Below are 17,198 nucleotides of genomic sequence, written 5' to 3' on the forward strand. Positions count from 1 at the left end.
ATGAAGCAGCAACATGAGTAAAGAAAGTATCCAGGAAGTCGTTCAAAAAAGCCTCGAAGACTATTTCAACGACCTGGGCGAGCAAAAACCGTCGAACATCTACGACATGATGCTTCTGACCGTCGAAAAGCCGATCCTGCAAGTCGTCATGACGCGGGCGGAAGGCAATCAGTCGCATGCCGCCCAGATGCTGGGCATTAATCGCAATACATTGCGCAAGAAATTGCAGGAGCACGGGCTGCTGTAAACCGCCGGCGGAGGGGCCGGGGCGTGCAGGCGTGCGTCGGGCCCTTTGTCCGGCGTGCGCGAGCCCGTCCAGATTTTTTTCAACAGGCCACTCCCATGATCAAACAAGCACTCATCTCCGTTTCCGACAAAACCGGCGTCCTCGATTTCGCGCGCGCGCTGTCCGCCCTCGGCGTGAACATCCTGTCCACCGGCGGCACCGCCAAACTGCTGCAGGACAATGGTGTACCGGTGACCGAAGTCGCCGATTACACGGGCTTCCCGGAAATGCTCGATGGCCGCGTGAAGACGCTGCATCCGAAGGTCCACGGCGGCATCCTGGCGCGCCGTGACTTCCCGGAACACGTGGCCAAGCTGGAAGAGCACGGCATTCCGGAGATCGACATGGTGGTGGTCAACCTGTATCCGTTCCAGGCCACCGTCGCGAAGGAGCAGTGCTCGCTGGAAGACGCGATCGAGAACATCGACATCGGCGGCCCGACCATGCTGCGCTCGGCCGCCAAGAACCACCGCGACGTCGTCGTCATCGTCGATCCGGCCGACTACGGTCCGGTACTGGCCGAGATGAAAGGCACCGGCGAGACGGCCGGCAGCGTGGGTTACGACACCAAGTTCCGCCTGGCCAAGAAAGTCTTTGCGCACACGGCGCAGTACGACGCCGCCATCACGAACTACCTGACCAGCCTTGGCCCGGACAAGGATCACACGAACCGCGCCGCCTACCCGCAGACGCTGAACCTGCACTTCGAAAAAGTCCAGGACATGCGCTACGGCGAAAACCCGCACCAGACGGCCGCGTTCTACCGCGACCTCGTGCCGGCCGCCGGCAGCCTGGCCAACTACCGTCAGCTGCAGGGCAAGGAACTGTCGTACAACAATATCGCCGACGCGGATGCCGCGTGGGAATGCGTCAAGTCACTGGGTGGCTTCAACCTGCCGGCCGGCTGCGTGATCATCAAGCACGCCAACCCGTGCGGCGTGGCCATCGGCGCCGACGCCCTGGACGCCTACCAGCGCGCCCTCAAGACCGACCCGACCTCGGCCTTCGGCGGCATCATCGCCTTCAACGTCCCGGTCGACGGCCCGGCGGCGGAAGCGGTCGCCAAGCTGTTCGTGGAAGTCCTGATCGCCCCGGCCTTCACGGCCGAAGCGCTGCAGATCATGTCCGCCAAGCAGAACGTGCGCCTGCTGGAAATCGCCATCGGTAACGGCCTGAACGTCTACGACGTCAAGCGCGTGGGCGGCGGCCTGCTCGTGCAATCGCCGGACGCGAAGAACGTCCTGCCGGGCGACCTGCGCGTCGTGACGAAGAAGCAGCCGACCCCGCAGCAGCTGCAGGACCTGATGTTCGCGTGGCGCGTCGCCAAGTTCGTGAAATCGAACGCGATCGTGTTCTGCGCCGGCGGCATGACGCTGGGCGTGGGCGCGGGCCAGATGAGTCGCATCGATTCCGCGCGCATTGCCTCGATCAAGGCGCAGAACGCCGGCCTGTCGCTGGCCGGCTCGGCCGTGGCGTCGGACGCGTTCTTCCCGTTCCGCGACGGTCTCGACGTCGTCGTCGACGCGGGCGCGACGTGCGTGATCCACCCGGGCGGCTCGATGCGCGACCAGGAAGTGATCGACGCGGCGGATGAACGTGGCGTGGTCATGCTCTATACTGGGACGCGTCACTTCCGTCATTAATTGCGAGCGTTTGGTGGGCACCCCGTGCCCACCATGCACGCCGCCAACGTGGGTGGTTTTGCCACCGACCTGTGTTTTTGCACAGTATTTTTCCCACGAAACACCCTCGCCGGTATAACATTCGATAATGATTATTCTCGGCATCGACCCCGGCCTGCGCACGACAGGGTTCGGCGTCATTGAAAAGCAAGGCAACCGGTTGCGCTACATCGCGTCCGGCACCATCAAGACCGGCAGCGAAGGTGCGTTGCCGCCGCGTCTGAAAGTCATCCTGACCGGCGTCAGCGAAATCGTCGCCACCTACCAGCCGGCCTGCGCGGCCATCGAAAAAGTCTTCGTCAACGTCAATCCGCAGTCGACCCTGCTGCTCGGCCAGGCGCGCGGCGCCGCGATCACGGCGCTCGTCGGCGCCGACCTCGAGGTGGCGGAGTACACGCCCACGCAGGTCAAGCAGGCCGTCGTCGGCACCGGCAAGGCCGTCAAGGCGCAGGTGCAGGAAATGGTCGCGCGCCTGCTCAAGCTGCCTGGCCTGCCGGGCTCGGACGCCGCCGATGCGCTCGGCATTGCCATCTGCCATGCCAACAGCCATGATGCGCTGGCGTTGATGGGCGCGCTCGCGCCGGCCAATCCGAAAAAGCCGACGCTGCACATGAAGCGCGGCCGCCTCGTATAACTATTGAAAGGTCACCATGATCGGTCGTCTCTCCGGAGTCCTGCTGGAAAAGAATCCGCCGCAAGTGCTCGTCGATTGCCAGGGTGTCGGCTATGAAGTCGATGTGCCGATGAGCACGTTCTACAACCTGCCGCACACGGGCGAGAAGGTGACGCTCTTCACGCACTACGTCGTGCGCGAGGATGCGCACCTGCTGTTCGGCTTCGGGTCGTCGAACGAGCGCGCCGTGTTCCGCCAGCTGATCAAGATCACCGGCGTCGGCGCGCGCACGGCATTGTCGATCCTGTCCGGGATGACGGTGGCCGACCTCGCCCAGGCCGTGACCTTGCAGGAAGCGGGCCGCCTGATCAAGGTGCCGGGCATCGGCAAGAAGACGGCCGAGCGCCTGTTGCTGGAACTGAAGGGCAAACTGGGGGCCGACATCGGTGCCGTGGCCCGCACGCCGCACGACGACGCGCAGGCAGACGTGCTCAATGCGCTGCTGGCTTTGGGGTATTCTGACAAGGAAGCCCTGGTCGCGATCAAGAACATGCCGACCGGGACCGGGGTGTCCGACGGCATCAAGCTGGCGTTGAAGGCGCTTTCGAAGGCGTGATTGGTAGGGTGGGCACCGTCATTCAGGCCCCGGCGTGATTGACCCCACGCGTCCAACCGGTGCCGGCACGGATACGCCTTTTCCAATGTCGCGCGTCACCGCGTGGGCACAGCGTGCCCACCCTGCGCAAACCCAGGTATTCGAACACAGTTTATGAGCATCCAGACCGACAATTTCACCGAGCAGCGCATCATCGACGCGGCGCCGGCCTCGCCCAACGAGGAGGCGATCGAGCGCGCGTTGCGCCCCAAGCATCTGGACGAATATGTCGGCCAGGAAAAGATCCGCGACCAGCTCGAGATCTTCATCCACGCGGCAAGAAAGCGCCGCGAGGCGCTCGACCACACGCTGCTGTTCGGTCCGCCGGGCCTCGGCAAGACGACGCTCGCCCACATCATCGCGCGCGAGATGGGCGTGAACCTGCGCCAGACGTCCGGCCCGGTGCTGGAGCGCCCCGGCGACCTGGCCGCGCTGCTGACGAACCTGGAAGCGAACGACGTCCTGTTCATCGACGAGATCCACCGCCTGTCGCCGGTCGTCGAGGAAATCCTGTATCCGGCGCTGGAAGATTATCAGATCGATATCATGATCGGCGAAGGTCCGGCCGCGCGGTCCGTGAAGCTCGACCTGCAGCCGTTCACGCTCGTCGGCGCCACCACCCGCGCGGGCATGCTGACGAATCCGCTGCGCGACCGCTTCGGCATCGTCGCCCGGCTGGAGTTCTACAACGTCGATGAATTGACCAAGATCGTCACGCGCAGCGCCGCGCTGCTGGAAGCGCCGATCGACCAGGATGGCGCGCGCGAAGTGGCCCAGCGCGCGCGGGGCACCCCGCGTATCGCCAACCGCCTGTTGCGCCGCGTGCGCGACTATGCGGAAGTGAAGGGCAACGGCGAGATCACCAAGGACATGGCCGACCGCGCGCTGCGCATGCTGGACGTGGACACGGTCGGGTTCGACGTGATGGACAGGAAGCTGCTGGAGGCGGTGCTGTTCAAGTTCTCCGGCGGGCCGGTCGGCATCGGCAACCTGGCCGCCGCCATCGGCGAAGCGGCGGACACCATCGAGGACGTGCTGGAACCTTATCTGATCCAGCAGGGTTACCTGCAGCGCACGCCGCGCGGCCGCATCGCGACGCCGCTGGCCTACCGCCATTTCGGCATCGCCGCGCCGCGCATCAGCCCGACAGGCGATCTATGGGACAACCTGCCCCCGGTCCAGTTGTAGCGAAATGAATGACGGCGCCGGTCAGGGCAGCGCCGGTTCCTGGCGGTCGCGCTTGCGCATCGGGCGCTGGCGGCGGTCCGGGATGGCGGGGAAGACGAAACTGATGAACATCAGCACGGAGGCCGCGAGCAGCAGGCCGCCGCTCCACAGCATTTCCTCTTCGCTGCGCGTCCACAGCACGACGCCGCCGACCGCGGCCGGCAGCATCAGCAGGAGACCGCCCAGCGCGCGCAGGGCAATGGAGCGCCGCATACGGGGCGCCAGCAGGGCAATGTACAGGAAGGTCCCGGAAATCAGGCTCAGGCCGAACAGTCCGCCAAGAACGGGCCAGCCGGGCATGCCGCGGGTGCTGACGTCGGACAGAACGAGCGGCGGCACCACCGGGATGACGATGGCAATCAAAAAAGACAGAAGCCGCAGGAAGATCATCGTCCTGACCTCGCGCGGTCCGAAATTGCAAATCGATAAGTCATGCAGCGCCATGTGTGATGAATGAAACATCGACCAGATTAGCATAACGCCTCGGTCATGGCGCGCACGTTGCGCAAACTTCGTATTTACGATCGTCGTTATTCCTGGCGCAGCCAGATCTGCGAACGCCCGAACATCGGCACGCCGACATAGCCCCGGACTTCGAGCTTCCTGCCGCCTTCGTGCACGCTCAGCTTGCTCTTGTACACCTTGCCGTTCTTGGGATCGAGGATCTCGCCGCCGGTATAGTCGTCGCCGTCCTTCCTGAGGCCGGAGACGATCGTCATGCCGATGATCGGCTGATCCTTGCGCGCGCCCTCGCACAGCGAGCATTTCGGATTCTGCTCTTGCTCCGGGGTGCGGAACAGTTTTTCGATCTTGCCCCGCAATTCGCCCTGGTTCTCCGTGATGCGGATCAGCGCGGTCGGCTTGCCGGAGGCGTCGTCGATGCTCTTCCACAGCCCGACCGGCGAGGCATCCTGAGCCGAGGCCAATGGCGTGGCGAAGACGGTGGCGAAGGCCGCGAGGGCGGCGGCATGGATCAGGGGGCGCATGGTGTCTCCTTATTGGATTGTCGGTATTTGCTCTGCCAGTGTAACAAACTGCACGGTCGTGCGGTAAACTGCGGAGCGCCCCGCGCCATGCGCTTCAATCCACGTTCGGCACCAGCAGCAGGAGGTCGGTCGCGCCCACGTCGACGCCCATCTGCGAGAACAGCGTCGTCGCCTGGCCCCGGTGATGCGTCTGGTGATTGAACACGTGCAGGAGGACGTCGCCCAGCCGCTTCTTGCTCGTGACGCCTTTCGTGGACGTGTATTCGAACGTCCCGTCCAGCTGGGATGGCCGGACTTCGTCGCAGAACGCAATGATGGCAGCGTCCAGCCTCGTCCGCAGCCCGTCCAGCTCGGGCAGGGTGGCGCACAGGGGCTGGTCGAGGGATGTCGGCCTTGATAAATCGTCCAGGCATCGCAGCGCTGCGAAGCCGGGCAGGTTGGCGGCGATGCGCTTGAGCCAGATGAGGTCCGCGATCACGAGGTGGTTGAGCGTACCGAACACCGAACCGAAGAACGCGCCCCGATCTTCGTGCAGCCGGTCCGCCGGCAGGGCCGCGGCCGCCTCGTACAGCTTCCGGTTCATCCACTGGTTGTACGTGGCCAGCTGGGGAAAGTGCGACGTGTCTGTCATGGTCTGGTCGAATGCGGGTGAAAAAAATGCGCCGGTGTGAACCGGCGCATTGTTTCGCGGACTGCGTCAGCGTGGACCTTGCGGCATCAGGCCGGCGGCAGCTTGGCGAACTGCTCGTTCAGCTTGGCCAGGGTGGCGCTGAAGCTGTCCAGGCGCTCGCGTTCCTGGGCGACGACGGCCGCGGGCGCGCGTGCGACGAAGCTTTCGCTGGACAGCTTGCCGTTGGCCTTGCCGATCTCGCCTTCGATGCGCGCGATTTCCTTTTTCAGGCGCTCGCGTTCGGCGCCGACGTCGATCTCGACCTTCAGCATCAGCTTCGTCGTGCCGACGATGGCGACGGCGGCCGGCGAATCCGGCAGCGCGTCGACGATCTGCACCTCGGACAGCTTGGCCAGCAGGGCGACGTACGGCGCGAAGCCCTGGGCAGCCGCGCGGTCGGCGTCGTTCGCCGGCTCGACGATCAGCGGTACGCGCACGGATGGCGACAGCTTCATTTCGCCGCGCAGGTTGCGGGTGGCGTCGGTGACTTTCTTGAACTGCTCCATCCACGCTTCCGCATCCGCGTCGATCAGCGCTTCGTTGGCGACCGGGTACGGTTGCAGCATGATCGTATCGCCCGTTTTACCCGCCAGCGGCGCGACCGCTTGCCACAGCGCCTCGGTGACGAACGGGATGATCGGGTGCGCGAGGCGCAGCACGACTTCCAGCACGCGCAGCAGCGTGTGGCGGGTGGCGCGCTGTTGTGCTTCCGTGCCCTGCTGCACCTGGACTTTAGCCAGCTCCAGGTACCAGTCGCAGTATTCGTCCCAGACGAAGCTGTAGATCGAATTCGCGATGTTGTCGAAGCGGTAGTCCTCGAAGCCCTTCGCCACGTCCAGCTCGACGCGGTTCAGGCGCGAGACGATCCAGCGGTCGGCCGGCGAATAGTCGGCGGCGTCCGGCTTGCCGCAGTCCTTGCCTTCCGTGTTCATCAGCACGAAGCGCGTCGCGTTCCACAGCTTGTTGCAGAAGTTGCGGTAGCCTTCGCAGCGGCCCAGGTCGAAGTTGATGTTGCGGCCGAGGGACGCATAGCTCGCCATCGTGAAGCGCACGGCGTCGGTGCCGAACGCCGCGATCCCGTCCGGGAATTCCTTGCGCGTCGCCTTGGCGATCTTCTCGGCGGCCTTCGGATTCATCAGGCCCGTCGTGCGCTTGGTGACGAGCGATTCGACGTCGATGCCGTCGATCAGGTCGATCGGGTCGAGCGTGTTGCCCTTCGACTTGGACATCTTCTGGCCCGACGAATCGCGCACGAGGCCGTGCACGTACACCGTCTTGAACGGCACCTCGCCGGTGAAGTGCGCCGTCATCATGACCATGCGCGCGACCCAGAAGAAGATGATGTCGAAGCCGGTGACCAGCACGGAGGAGGGCAGGAACAGGTCCATGTCCTTCGTCTGTTCCGGCCAGCCGACCGTCGAGAACGGGACCAGCGCGGACGAGAACCACGTGTCGAGCACGTCGTCGTCGCGCTTCAGTTCACCCGCGATGCCGGCGGCGGCCGCCTTCTGCTGCGCCTCTTCTTCGTTGCGGGCGACGACGACTTCGCCGTTCGGACCGTACCAGGCCGGGATGCGGTGGCCCCACCACAGCTGGCGCGAGATGCACCAATCCTGGATGTTGTTCAGCCACTGGTTGTACGTGGTCGTCCAGTTCTCCGGGACGAACTTGATTTCGCCGCTCGCGACCTTGTCCAGTGCCACGTCGGTGATCGACTTGCCGGGGTTGTGCGTGCCTTCCGGCGCCGGCTTGCTCATCGCGACGAACCACTGGTCGGTCAGCATCGGCTCGATGATGACGCCCGTGCGGTCGCCGCGCGGCACCTGCAGCTTGTGCGGCTTGACCTGTTCCAGCAGGCCTTGCGACTCGAGGTCGGCGACGATCTTCTTGCGCGCTTCGAAGCGATCGAGGCCGCGGTAGGCTTCCGGCGCGTCGTCGACGATTTTCGCGTCCAGCGTCATGATGCTCGGCATCGCCAGGTTGTGGCGCTGGCCGACGGCGTAGTCGTTGAAGTCATGCGCCGGCGTGATCTTCACGCAGCCGGTGCCGAATGCCTTGTCGACGTAGGTGTCGGCGATGACGGGGATCTCGCGGTCGACGAGCGGCAGCTTGAGCATCTTGCCGTGCAGGTGCGTGTAGCGTTCGTCGGTCGGATCGACGGCGACTGCGACGTCGCCCAGCATCGTTTCCGGACGCGTCGTCGCGACCGTCAGGTGGCCGCTGCCGTCCGCCAGCGGATACCGGATGTACCACATCGAACCGTCTTCTTCTTCCGACACCACTTCGAGGTCGGAGACGGCCGTGCCCAGCACCGGGTCCCAGTTGACGAGGCGCTTGCCGCGGTAGATCAGGCCTTGCTCGAACAGGCGCACGAAGACTTCGGTGACGGTTTTCGAGCGCGGCTCGTCCATCGTGAAGTATTCGCGGGCCCAGTCGGCGGAGGCGCCCAGGCGGCGCATCTGGCCGGTGATCGTGCTGCCCGACTTTTCCTTCCACTCCCACACCTTCTCGACGAAGGCTTCGCGGCCGAGGTCGTGGCGCGAGACTTTCTGCGCGTCGAGCTGGCGCTCCACGACGATCTGCGTGGCGATGCCGGCATGGTCGGTGCCCGGGATCCAGGCCGTGTTAAAGCCACGCATGCGGTAGTAGCGCGTCAGGCCATCCATGACGGTCTGGTTGAAGGCGTGACCCATGTGCAGGGTGCCCGTCACGTTCGGCGGCGGCAGCTGGATGCTGAACGACGGCTTGGCGTCGTCCATGGAGGCGGCAAAATATCCGCGCTGTTCCCATTCCGTGCGCCAGAATTGTTCGATGTCGGCTGGCTCGAAAGACTTGGCTAGTTCCATGATGTGGCTGAGGTGGCTGTATTTGCGAAAACGACCATTATAGATGACGACGTAATGCCTGCGCCGGAAGGAACGGCGAGAATTCGTAGGGTGGGCATTTGAGGCCGGGGGCCTCAAATGAAACGTGCCCACGCGGAAGCCAACATGACGCAAGCGTCACGCGTGGGCTCGGGGAGTCCACCCTACGCAAAACGGGCGCTGTCGCCAGTGCCCGTTTCGTCGTGCCGCGAAGCGATGGGTTATTTACCGCAGCCCAGCGACTTGATGCGATCGTACGCCGCCTTGGCCTGCACCAGACCATAGCCGTACTTGGTGTCGCGGCCGGCCTTGCCCAGGTCGAGCGCGCTGTTGTCCAGCGACGTGCGGATCTGGGAACCGGTGCAGGTCGGGAAGTAGCTCCACACCAGCGCGGCGACGGCCGACACGTGCGGCGTGGCCATCGACGTGCCGTCGAAGTAGGCGTAGTTCGACGCCTTCAGGGCCACCGTCGCGGTCTGCCCCAGCTGGGCCTTCATCGCGGCGCCGTCCGTGTCCGACGCGGTCAGCGACGGGATCGTCGTCACGGTCGTGCCCAGCGTGCCGCCGAAGCTGCCGGCCACGTTGTTGTAGACGATGGCGCCCACGCCGCCGCTGTTCTGGCAGTTGGTGACCTTGGTCGCGAAGTCGTTCGTGCCGCGCTGGATCAGGCAGATCTTGCCGGAGACGGCCGTGTTCACCGTATCGCCGATGCCGAAGTCGGCCAGCGGCGCGGTGGCGGTCTTGACGGGCGAGCCTTCCATCGCCGACGACGCGTAGCTGGTCGAGCCGACGCTCAGCGCCGTGTCGACGCCGGTACCCATCGGGACGGTGGACAGCACGGAGACGCCCGGACCGGCGATCTCGACGTCCTTGTTGTACTGCGAGAAGGAGGCGACGACCTTGTTCTCGTCCACGGCCGCCACCGACATCACGCTGGCATAGCCGGCCGGGTACGACGTCGTCGAATTGCCGTCGTTGCCGGCCGCCGCGATCGAGAGCACGCCCTTGGTCTGCAGGTTGTCGAACGCGCGCTGCTCGGTGATGCTGCGCGCGCCGCCGCCCAGCGACATCGTGATGACGTTCGCGCCCGCCGCGCCGCACTTGTTGGCCGCGTTGGCCAGGGTCGACGAGTAGGTCCACGCGCCGTCCGCGCCGAACACCTTCACGATGTGCAGCTTGAGCTGCTTGTTCGGATTCACGCCGACCACGCCCAGGCCGTTGTTGACGCCCGCGATGGTGCCGAACACGTGGGTGCCGTGGTGGGTCTCGTCGGTGTACCACCAGCCGGTGCCGGAATCGTATTCGCCGGTGACGTTGGCGCCGTTGTCCTTCAGGTCTTCGTGGCTGAAGTCGACGCCCGAGTCGATGATGCAGATCTTGCGGTTGCTCGCGTTCGCGTCCGCGAGCTGGTCGGCCTGCACGAGCTTGATGCCATACGGGACCAGTTGGCCGCTCGTGTACGGCACGCCGGTAGAGGGCGTCGTCAGCGAGAACGGCTTGCGGATCACGTCTTCCTCGACGTACTCGACGTTCGGATTGTGCTGCAGGCCCTGCAGCGCGGCCGTCGGCACTTCGATGGCCATCGCGTTCATGTTGAAGATTTCCTGCCTGACCGCTCCCCTTGCGGCCGCGACGGCGGATTTGACGTTGGCAGCCGAGCCCGGCTTGAAGGCGACGATCACGCGGGTGGTGCCGGGCGCGGCCGATGCACTGCCTGCGAACGCGACGGCAAGGGCCGCCACGCACAGCCCGAGGGCCGGAACCATCATTGATGCGCGAGTGTGCTTCTGATTCATCGGTGTTTTCTCCGTTGATTAGGGTATCGTTATCGCCGCTGGCCTTGTGGGCCGCGAGCTTGTGGTAGTACTCCTCTAACAGCCGATACATCGCGCTACCCGTATCGGGCAGCGTGGATCAGTTTATTTTGAGAACTTATACATATGCAATTGGTTTTCAATCGTGCGCGCCCCCTGTTGCGCTCGTGTCGCACGCATGTTGCGCTGGCGCAGGACGATTGAATTCGATTGACGAGCCGGCTTGTCAACGTGCTATATTTTTGCCGCGCCTCGGCGCCGTGCGACCGTTTGCGCCGCAGCGGGCGCGTTCACCCACATCGCTGCGAGAACCATCACAATGAGCGCGCACCTTCCTCTCCGCCGCCTGATCCTGGTCGTCGACGACGATCCCATCCTGCTCGACTACCTGGTGACCGTGCTGGACCATGCCGGCTACGACACCGTGAAAGCCGCCTCGGCCGCGGAGGCGCTGCAGCGCGTCGCCGAACGCGAAGCCGACATCGCGCTGGCGCTGCTGGACATCAGCATGCCCGGCATGTCCGGCCTCGAGCTGGCGCTGCGCCTCAGGGAGCACACGTCGGTCGCCTTCATGTTCCTGTCGTCGGTGGACGATGCCGAGACGGCGCGCCAGGCCGCCAGCCACGGCGCCGTCGGCTTCGTCGTCAAGCCGGTCGACGCCGCGCGCCTGCTGCCGTCCTTCGAATCCGCGCTCGCGCGCGCCGACGAAATCCGCCAGCTGCGCCGCACGGAAGCGAACCTGAACGCCGCGCTGGCGTCGGGCCGCGAGACGAGCCTGGCGGTGGGCCTCCTGATGACGCGCTTCCAGACCGACCGCAACACGGCGTTCGAAGTGCTGCGCGACCACGCCCGCTCGACCCGGCGCAAGATCAACGAAGTCGCGGAGCAGCTCGTCGCTGCCGAGGAATTGCTCAACAGCCTGCATGGGGCGTTCGTGGGGCGGCTGAAAGGTAAATAACGTTCCGCCCCTGGCTTGGTATCATGGCAAACTTTCTTGCATCATTTTCCGGGGATAGAAAACATGAAAACCAAGGCAGCGATTGCATGGCAGGCGGGGAAACCGCTGACGATCGAGGAAGTCGAGCTCGAAGGCCCGAAAGCGGGCGAGGTGCTGGTCGAAGTCAAGGCGACGGGCATCTGCCACACCGATTACTACACCCTGTCCGGCGCCGATCCGGAAGGGATCTTCCCCGCCATCCTGGGCCATGAAGGCGCCGGCGTCGTCGTCGACGTCGGCCCGGGCGTCACAAGCCTGCGCAAGGACGACCACGTCATCCCGCTGTACACGCCGGAATGCCGCCAGTGCAAATTCTGCCTGTCGCAAAAGACCAATCTGTGCCAGGCGATCCGCAGCACGCAGGGCCGCGGCCTGATGCCGGATGCGACCTCGCGCTTCTCGCTGGACGGCAAGCCGATCTATCACTACATGGGGACGTCGACCTTCTCGAACTACATCGTGGTGCCGGAAATCGCGCTGGCGAAAGTCCGTTCGGATGCGCCGTTCGACAAGATCTGCTACATCGGCTGCGGCGTCACGACGGGCATCGGCGCCGTCATCTTCACGGCGAAGGTCGAGGCGGGCGCGAACGTCGTCGTGTTCGGCCTGGGCGGCATCGGGCTGAACGTGATCCAGGCGGCGAAGATGGTCGGCGCCGACAAGATCATCGGCGTCGACCTCAACCCCGGCCGCGAAGACATGGCGCGCAAGTTCGGCATGACCCATTTCGTCAATCCGAAGAACGTCGAGAACGTCGTCGACACGATCGTCCAGCTGACGGACGGCGGCGCCGACTATTCGTTCGAGTGCATCGGCAACGTCACGACGATGCGCCAGGCGCTGGAATGCTGCCACAAGGGCTGGGGGCAATCGATCATCATCGGCGTGGCGGAAGCGGGCAAGGAGATCGCGACGCGGCCGTTCCAGCTGGTCACGGGCCGGGTGTGGAAAGGCTCCGCGTTCGGCGGCGCGCGCGGCCGCACCGACGTGCCGAAGATCGTCGACTGGTACATGGAAAACAAGATCAACATCGACGACCTGATCACCCACCACCTGCCGCTCGACCGGATCAACGAAGGCTTCGACCTGATGAAGAAGGGCGAGTCGATCCGCTCCGTCGTCGTGTACTGATCCTGCCATGCCCGCGGCGCCGCAAGCGTTGCGGGCATATGTGCCATATCGGCGCTTGAATATATTGTTTCTTGTATAATTTTCGATCCGTAATCGCGCTTGAGCCATTGCGGAAATAACTCAATATAAGAGATCGGAAATAATATGTTCAAGAAATTCGCAATCGCCGCCACGCTGGCGCTGGCAGCATCGTCGTCGTTCGCCGCAGGACCGTCCGGCTATTACGCCGGCCTGGACGTCGGCTCGACCAAGATCGACAACCTCGACGGCAATCAAACCGGCGTCGGCGGCTTCCTGGGTTATGGCTTCAACCGCTTCGTCGCCGTCGAACTGGGCTATCGCCAACTGGGCAGCTGGGATTTCGGCCCCGTCGAGGTGACGGCCAAGCAGACCCATGTCTCCGTCGTCGGCTCCTACCCGCTGGCTCCGCAATTCGACATCTACGGCCGCCTCGGCTACAACTCGCTGCGCGCCGAGGCGTCGTATGGCGGCTACAAATACGGTGACGACACCAACGGCGCCCTGTATGGCGTCGGCCTGAATTACCACTTCACCCCGACCATTTCCGGTCGTGTCGAAGTGCAGAAACCGTCCAGCGATTCGACCAATTACGGCGCCGGTATCGTTTTTAAATTCTGATCGACGCACCGGGAGGATTTCCCGGTGATGATGGTTATGAGCGGCATATCGTTCGGAAACGGAATATATGCCGTTTTTATTGGTGGGTTTCCGAACCGTATTCGGCCGTGGGCAATACGTCGACATGCATATATTGCTGTGCCGATTCCCGTGTGGCACGATGCCGTTTTGCTTGTTAACGTTTTATTCATTCGGATATCGCATGCGCCCAGTCCGCCTCGCACTTCTCCTGGCCCTGTCCGGCACCACCTTCGCCGCCGCCGCCCAGGACCATTCACCCGCGCCAGCACCGGCCACCGAGCGTCCCGCCACCGCATTCCCGTACACGCCGGGCCTGGACGTGAAGTCGATGGACCGCAACGCCGACCCTTGCGTCGACTTTTACCGGTACGCCTGCGGCGGCTGGATCAAGAACAACCCGATCCCGGCCGATCAGGCACGCTGGTCGGTGTACGGCAAGCTGGCGCAGGACAACCGCCGCTACCTGTGGGGCATCCTGGAAGACCTGGCCAAGCGCCAGGACGGCCGTAACGCGAACCAGCAAAAGATCGGCGACTACTTCGGCGCCTGCATGGACGAGAAGGCCATCGATGCGCGCGGCGCCGCACCGTTGAAGCCTTATTTCGACGCGATCGCGCAGCTGCACTCGAACCGCGACCTGCCGCGCGTGCTCGCGCGCCTGCAACTGGCGCTGGCCGATCCGGGCCTGTTCTTCGGCTTCTCGTCGAGCCAGGATTTTGCGGACTCCTCGCGCGTGATCGCGTTCGCGTTCGCCGGCGGCCTCGGCTTGCCGGACCGCGATTCCTATCTCAAGACGGACGCCAAGTCGAAAGAGATCCGCGCCAAGTACGTCACCCACATTGCCAACACGTTCAAGCTGCTGGGCGATGCGCCCGCCCAGGCGCAGCGCAACGCCGCGCGCGTGATGCAGATGGAGACGGCGCTCGCGCAGGCGTCGCTGTCGTCCGTGGACAAACGCGATCCGTATAAACTGTTCCACAAGGTCGATGCGAAAGGCTTGCAGGCGCTGACGCCGGACTTCGACTGGCACGCCTACCTGGACGAATTGGGGGAGGGGAGCCTGACGACGTTCAACGTCACGGAGCCCGCGTTCTTCAAGGCGCTCGGCAAGATGTGGAAGACGAACGACGTCGATGCCACGCGCACCTATCTGCGCTGGCACGTGGCGCGCAATATGTCGCCGCTGCTGGCGTCGAATTTCGACAACGAACACTTCGATTTCTTCAGCAAGACCCTGCGTGGCGTGCAGCAGCAGCAACCGCGCTGGAAGCGCTGCGTGGCCCTCGTCGACCATCAACTGGGCGAGGCGCTGGGCCAGGAATTCGTCAGCCGCGCGTTTTCCCCGGAGCTCAAGGAAAAGGCGCTGCACATGACGCGCCAGATCGAAGACGCGATGAAGCAGGACATCGACGAACTCGACTGGATGAGCGCGGCGACGAAGCAACAGGCGCAAAAGAAACTGGCCGCCATCGTCAACAAGATCGGCTACCCGGACAAGTGGCGCGACTACGGCGCCTACGCCGTCAAGCCGGGCGACTTCACCGGCAATGTCGAACGCGGCAACGAGTTCGAGGCGCGCCGCCAGCTGGCCAAGATCGGCAAGCCGCTCGACCGCACGGAATGGGGCATGACGCCGCCGACGGTGAACGCGTACTTCGATCCGCAGATGAACGACATCAACTTCCCCGCCGGCGTGCTGCAGCCGCCGCTGTTCGATCCGAAGATGGACGACGCGCCCAACTACGGCAACACGGGCGGTACCATCGGCCACGAGCTGACCCACGCCTTCGACGACGAGGGCCGCCAGTTCGACGCCAACGGCAACCTCAAGGACTGGTGGACGAAGAAGGATGCCAAGGCCTTCGAGGAACGCGCGCAGTGCATCGTCGACCAGTACGCCAAGTACACGGTGGTGGACGACATCAAGATCAACAGCAAGCTGACGCTGGGCGAGGACGTCGCCGACCTGGGCGGCCTGATCCTCGGCTGGATGGCGTGGCAGACCGAGATGGCGAGCATGCCGCAGAAAGCGCAGCCGCAGCCGCTGCGCGACGGCCTGACGCCGGAGCAGCGCTTCTTTGTCGGCTACGCGCAATGGGCTTGCGAAAGCGATCGTCCGGAAAACCTGCGTGTGAGCGCGATGACGGACCCGCACTCGCCGGGCCGCTACCGCGTCAATGGGCTGATGGTGAACATGCCGCAGTTCCAGCAGGCGTTCCAGTGCAAGGCGGGGCAGCCGATGGTGAAGGAGAAGCGCTGCAGGGTGTGGTGAGCGTTGGCTCGAGCGCGTCCCCGCGCAGGCGGGGATCCAAGTACTGAGCGGCCTGCACATGAATTGGGCCCCCGCCTACGCGGGGGCGACAATTGAAGGTGCGCGTCGTGCTCAGGACCGCGCGGCCCGGTCGCTGAGCTGCGCCTGCATGTGCACGAGGTTGGCTTCGAAGGCCTGCATCTGCAGCCCGATCGACGTCAGGTCGAGCGCCGCCTGCTTGAGTTCCGGGAACAGCTGCGTTTCCTCCTGGCGGATATGGCTCAGGACGGCGGCTATCAGTTCGCGTACCAATGGCTCGGCGCGGGCCTCGTCCAGCGACATGCCTTGCAGCGTGGCCAGCAGGTCGTCGACGGCGAGGTGGTCTTCCTCGAAGCGGGCGACCAGGTTCGGGTCGACACGGCGTACGCCGGGATAGAAGACGCCTTCCTCGAGGCGCGAGTGCATGTGGATGGCCTGGATCAGCTGGGTCGCCGCCTGCTTCCTGACGTCGGCGCTTTGCGTGTTCTGGTATTTGTCGGCGAGCTTGCGGACCAGGTCGTGGTCGCGCATCAGGGCTTGCACGGGATTATCGATCGGGAACGCGTCTTGCAGTTTCCGTCTTACGGGGTCGTCTGTCGTTGCCATGGATGTTCTCCTGAACGGTTGCCCGGCATATTCCGATATGCCGTCAGGGTTTAATCCTACTCGCCGTCACCCGTACGGCATGTTCGCCAACGCACCCAAGGTCGTGTCGCAGCAACGGCTTTGTCAAAAAAAACGCCGCCTGGCGGGCGGCGTACATACGGGTGGCGGGAGATTCAGTGCTGCGAGATGCTGCCGCGCCAGGCGCCTGTTTCCTTGCCGCGTTTTTCGAGCAGGTCCTTGAACTTCTGCAGGTTGCCGCGGGCTTCCAGGCGCACGGCGCCGAGGGCGTCGCCGATCTTCTCAGCCGGTCCTTCCGGCTGGTAATCCATCTGCAAGGTGATGCGGGTGACGTCGTCGGACAGCTTGTGGAAGGTCACGACGCCGCCGTTCGGCACGCCGCTGGTGCTGCGCCAGGCGATGCGCTTGTCCGGAATCTGCTCCGTGATCTCGGCATCCCATTCCTTGTCCTCGCCGGCCACATTGGCCTTCCAGTGCAGGCGCTTGTCGTCCAGTTGACGGACTTCATGGACGCTGCCCATGAACTGCGGGAAGTCTTCGAACTGGGTCCACTGATTGTAGGCGGTACGCACGGGGACATTGACCTCGATCGTTTCGAGGATCGACGAGCCCATGCCCGATTTATTACCCTTCATTTTTTTGGACAGCATCATGCCGCCGACGGCCAGCGCGGCGACCGTCACTACACGGTTCAGCATT

16 protein-coding genes are annotated in these 17,198 nt (G+C 64.2%); 9 read left to right on the forward strand and 7 right to left on the reverse strand.

Annotated elements, in window-relative coordinates; all coding sequences use genetic code 11:
* Window positions 1–13: 13 nt before the first annotated feature.
* From U9J41_RS20405 to ruvB, 5 genes are all read left to right on the forward strand, one after another.
* A complete protein-coding gene (locus U9J41_RS20405; RefSeq protein ID WP_056447956.1) occupies window positions 14–247 on the forward strand; it encodes a helix-turn-helix domain-containing protein in 234 nt (77 codons plus the stop codon).
* Between the two features lie 95 nt (window positions 248–342).
* On the forward strand, window positions 343–1,929 hold the full coding sequence (purH, locus tag U9J41_RS20410) for a bifunctional phosphoribosylaminoimidazolecarboxamide formyltransferase/IMP cyclohydrolase (RefSeq protein WP_322404000.1): 1,587 nt from the start codon (window positions 343–345) through the stop codon (window positions 1,927–1,929).
* Between the two features lie 127 nt (window positions 1,930–2,056).
* On the forward strand, window positions 2,057–2,602 hold the full coding sequence (gene ruvC, locus U9J41_RS20415) for a crossover junction endodeoxyribonuclease RuvC (protein WP_056447952.1): 546 nt from the start codon (window positions 2,057–2,059) through the stop codon (window positions 2,600–2,602).
* 16 nt (window positions 2,603–2,618) lie between these two features.
* Entirely contained in the window at window positions 2,619–3,197 is a 579-nt protein-coding gene (gene ruvA, locus U9J41_RS20420) for a Holliday junction branch migration protein RuvA (RefSeq protein ID WP_322404001.1), read from the forward strand.
* 153 nt (window positions 3,198–3,350) lie between these two features.
* A complete protein-coding gene (ruvB, locus tag U9J41_RS20425; protein WP_322404002.1) occupies window positions 3,351–4,424 on the forward strand; it encodes a Holliday junction branch migration DNA helicase RuvB in 1,074 nt (357 codons plus the stop codon).
* 21 nt (window positions 4,425–4,445) lie between these two features.
* Here ruvB and U9J41_RS20430 read toward each other — a convergent pair whose 3' ends face one another.
* The 5 genes from U9J41_RS20430 to U9J41_RS20450 form a co-directional block, all read right to left on the reverse strand.
* Window positions 4,446–4,907: a hypothetical protein gene (locus tag U9J41_RS20430; protein WP_322404003.1), complete on the reverse strand. Its 462-nt coding sequence runs from the start codon at window positions 4,905–4,907 to the stop codon at window positions 4,446–4,448.
* A gap of 86 nt (window positions 4,908–4,993) precedes the next feature.
* A complete protein-coding gene (locus U9J41_RS20435) occupies window positions 4,994–5,449 on the reverse strand; it encodes a DUF2147 domain-containing protein (RefSeq protein WP_322404004.1) in 456 nt (151 codons plus the stop codon).
* A 94-nt stretch (window positions 5,450–5,543) separates the two neighbouring features.
* Entirely contained in the window at window positions 5,544–6,080 is a 537-nt protein-coding gene (locus tag U9J41_RS20440; protein ID WP_322404005.1) for a DinB family protein, read from the reverse strand.
* 86 nt (window positions 6,081–6,166) lie between these two features.
* Window positions 6,167–8,965, reverse strand: coding sequence for a valine--tRNA ligase (locus U9J41_RS20445; RefSeq protein ID WP_322404006.1), 2,799 nt, complete (start codon window positions 8,963–8,965; stop codon window positions 6,167–6,169).
* A gap of 239 nt (window positions 8,966–9,204) precedes the next feature.
* Window positions 9,205–10,779, reverse strand: coding sequence for a S8 family serine peptidase (locus U9J41_RS20450; protein ID WP_322404007.1), 1,575 nt, complete (start codon window positions 10,777–10,779; stop codon window positions 9,205–9,207).
* 337 nt (window positions 10,780–11,116) lie between these two features.
* Here U9J41_RS20450 and U9J41_RS20455 point away from each other — a divergent pair, with 337 nt between their 5' ends.
* The 4 genes from U9J41_RS20455 to U9J41_RS20470 all read left to right on the forward strand — a co-directional run bounded on the left by U9J41_RS20455 (window position 11,117) and on the right by U9J41_RS20470 (window position 15,857).
* Window positions 11,117–11,755, forward strand: coding sequence for an ANTAR domain-containing response regulator (locus tag U9J41_RS20455; protein WP_322404008.1), 639 nt, complete (start codon window positions 11,117–11,119; stop codon window positions 11,753–11,755).
* A gap of 63 nt (window positions 11,756–11,818) precedes the next feature.
* Window positions 11,819–12,925 (forward strand): S-(hydroxymethyl)glutathione dehydrogenase/class III alcohol dehydrogenase, encoded by a 1,107-nt coding sequence (locus tag U9J41_RS20460; RefSeq protein ID WP_322404009.1) that lies wholly within the window; start codon window positions 11,819–11,821, stop codon window positions 12,923–12,925.
* A gap of 144 nt (window positions 12,926–13,069) precedes the next feature.
* Entirely contained in the window at window positions 13,070–13,564 is a 495-nt protein-coding gene (locus tag U9J41_RS20465; RefSeq protein WP_322404010.1) for an outer membrane beta-barrel protein, read from the forward strand.
* A 202-nt stretch (window positions 13,565–13,766) separates the two neighbouring features.
* On the forward strand, window positions 13,767–15,857 hold the full coding sequence (locus U9J41_RS20470) for a M13 family metallopeptidase (protein WP_322404011.1): 2,091 nt from the start codon (window positions 13,767–13,769) through the stop codon (window positions 15,855–15,857).
* Window positions 15,858–15,968: 111 nt separating this feature from the next.
* Here the strand turns inward: U9J41_RS20470 and U9J41_RS20475 are convergent, their stop codons facing one another.
* Together U9J41_RS20475 and U9J41_RS20480 are read right to left on the reverse strand one after the other, a co-directional pair.
* Entirely contained in the window at window positions 15,969–16,481 is a 513-nt protein-coding gene (locus U9J41_RS20475) for a hemerythrin domain-containing protein (protein ID WP_322404012.1), read from the reverse strand.
* A 173-nt stretch (window positions 16,482–16,654) separates the two neighbouring features.
* Window positions 16,655–17,197 (reverse strand): SRPBCC family protein, encoded by a 543-nt coding sequence (locus U9J41_RS20480; RefSeq protein ID WP_082548277.1) that lies wholly within the window; start codon window positions 17,195–17,197, stop codon window positions 16,655–16,657.
* Window position 17,198: the final 1 nt, after the last annotated feature.

The sequence above is a fragment of the Massilia luteola genome, from assembly GCF_034420155.1.
In the GTDB taxonomy this organism is placed as follows: domain Bacteria; phylum Pseudomonadota; class Gammaproteobacteria; order Burkholderiales; family Burkholderiaceae_D; genus Telluria; species Telluria luteola.

Coding starts and splice junctions, on each gene's coding strand:
- U9J41_RS20480 (WP_082548277.1), bottom strand. CDS start 17,197: ATGCTGAACCGTGTAGTGACGGTCGCCGCGCTGGCCGTCGGCGGCATG.
- U9J41_RS20450 (WP_322404007.1), bottom strand. CDS start 10,779: ATGAATCAGAAGCACACTCGCGCATCAATGATGGTTCCGGCCCTCGGG.
- U9J41_RS20460 (WP_322404009.1), top strand. CDS start 11,819: ATGAAAACCAAGGCAGCGATTGCATGGCAGGCGGGGAAACCGCTGACG.
- U9J41_RS20475 (WP_322404012.1), bottom strand. CDS start 16,481: ATGGCAACGACAGACGACCCCGTAAGACGGAAACTGCAAGACGCGTTC.
- U9J41_RS20440 (WP_322404005.1), bottom strand. CDS start 6,080: ATGACAGACACGTCGCACTTTCCCCAGCTGGCCACGTACAACCAGTGG.
- U9J41_RS20430 (WP_322404003.1), bottom strand. CDS start 4,907: ATGGCGCTGCATGACTTATCGATTTGCAATTTCGGACCGCGCGAGGTC.
- U9J41_RS20405 (WP_056447956.1), top strand. CDS start 14: ATGAGTAAAGAAAGTATCCAGGAAGTCGTTCAAAAAAGCCTCGAAGAC.
- U9J41_RS20435 (WP_322404004.1), bottom strand. CDS start 5,449: ATGCGCCCCCTGATCCATGCCGCCGCCCTCGCGGCCTTCGCCACCGTC.
- ruvB (WP_322404002.1), top strand. CDS start 3,351: ATGAGCATCCAGACCGACAATTTCACCGAGCAGCGCATCATCGACGCG.
- U9J41_RS20465 (WP_322404010.1), top strand. CDS start 13,070: ATGTTCAAGAAATTCGCAATCGCCGCCACGCTGGCGCTGGCAGCATCG.
- ruvC (WP_056447952.1), top strand. CDS start 2,057: ATGATTATTCTCGGCATCGACCCCGGCCTGCGCACGACAGGGTTCGGC.
- U9J41_RS20455 (WP_322404008.1), top strand. CDS start 11,117: ATGAGCGCGCACCTTCCTCTCCGCCGCCTGATCCTGGTCGTCGACGAC.
- U9J41_RS20470 (WP_322404011.1), top strand. CDS start 13,767: ATGCGCCCAGTCCGCCTCGCACTTCTCCTGGCCCTGTCCGGCACCACC.
- purH (WP_322404000.1), top strand. CDS start 343: ATGATCAAACAAGCACTCATCTCCGTTTCCGACAAAACCGGCGTCCTC.
- ruvA (WP_322404001.1), top strand. CDS start 2,619: ATGATCGGTCGTCTCTCCGGAGTCCTGCTGGAAAAGAATCCGCCGCAA.
- U9J41_RS20445 (WP_322404006.1), bottom strand. CDS start 8,965: ATGGAACTAGCCAAGTCTTTCGAGCCAGCCGACATCGAACAATTCTGG.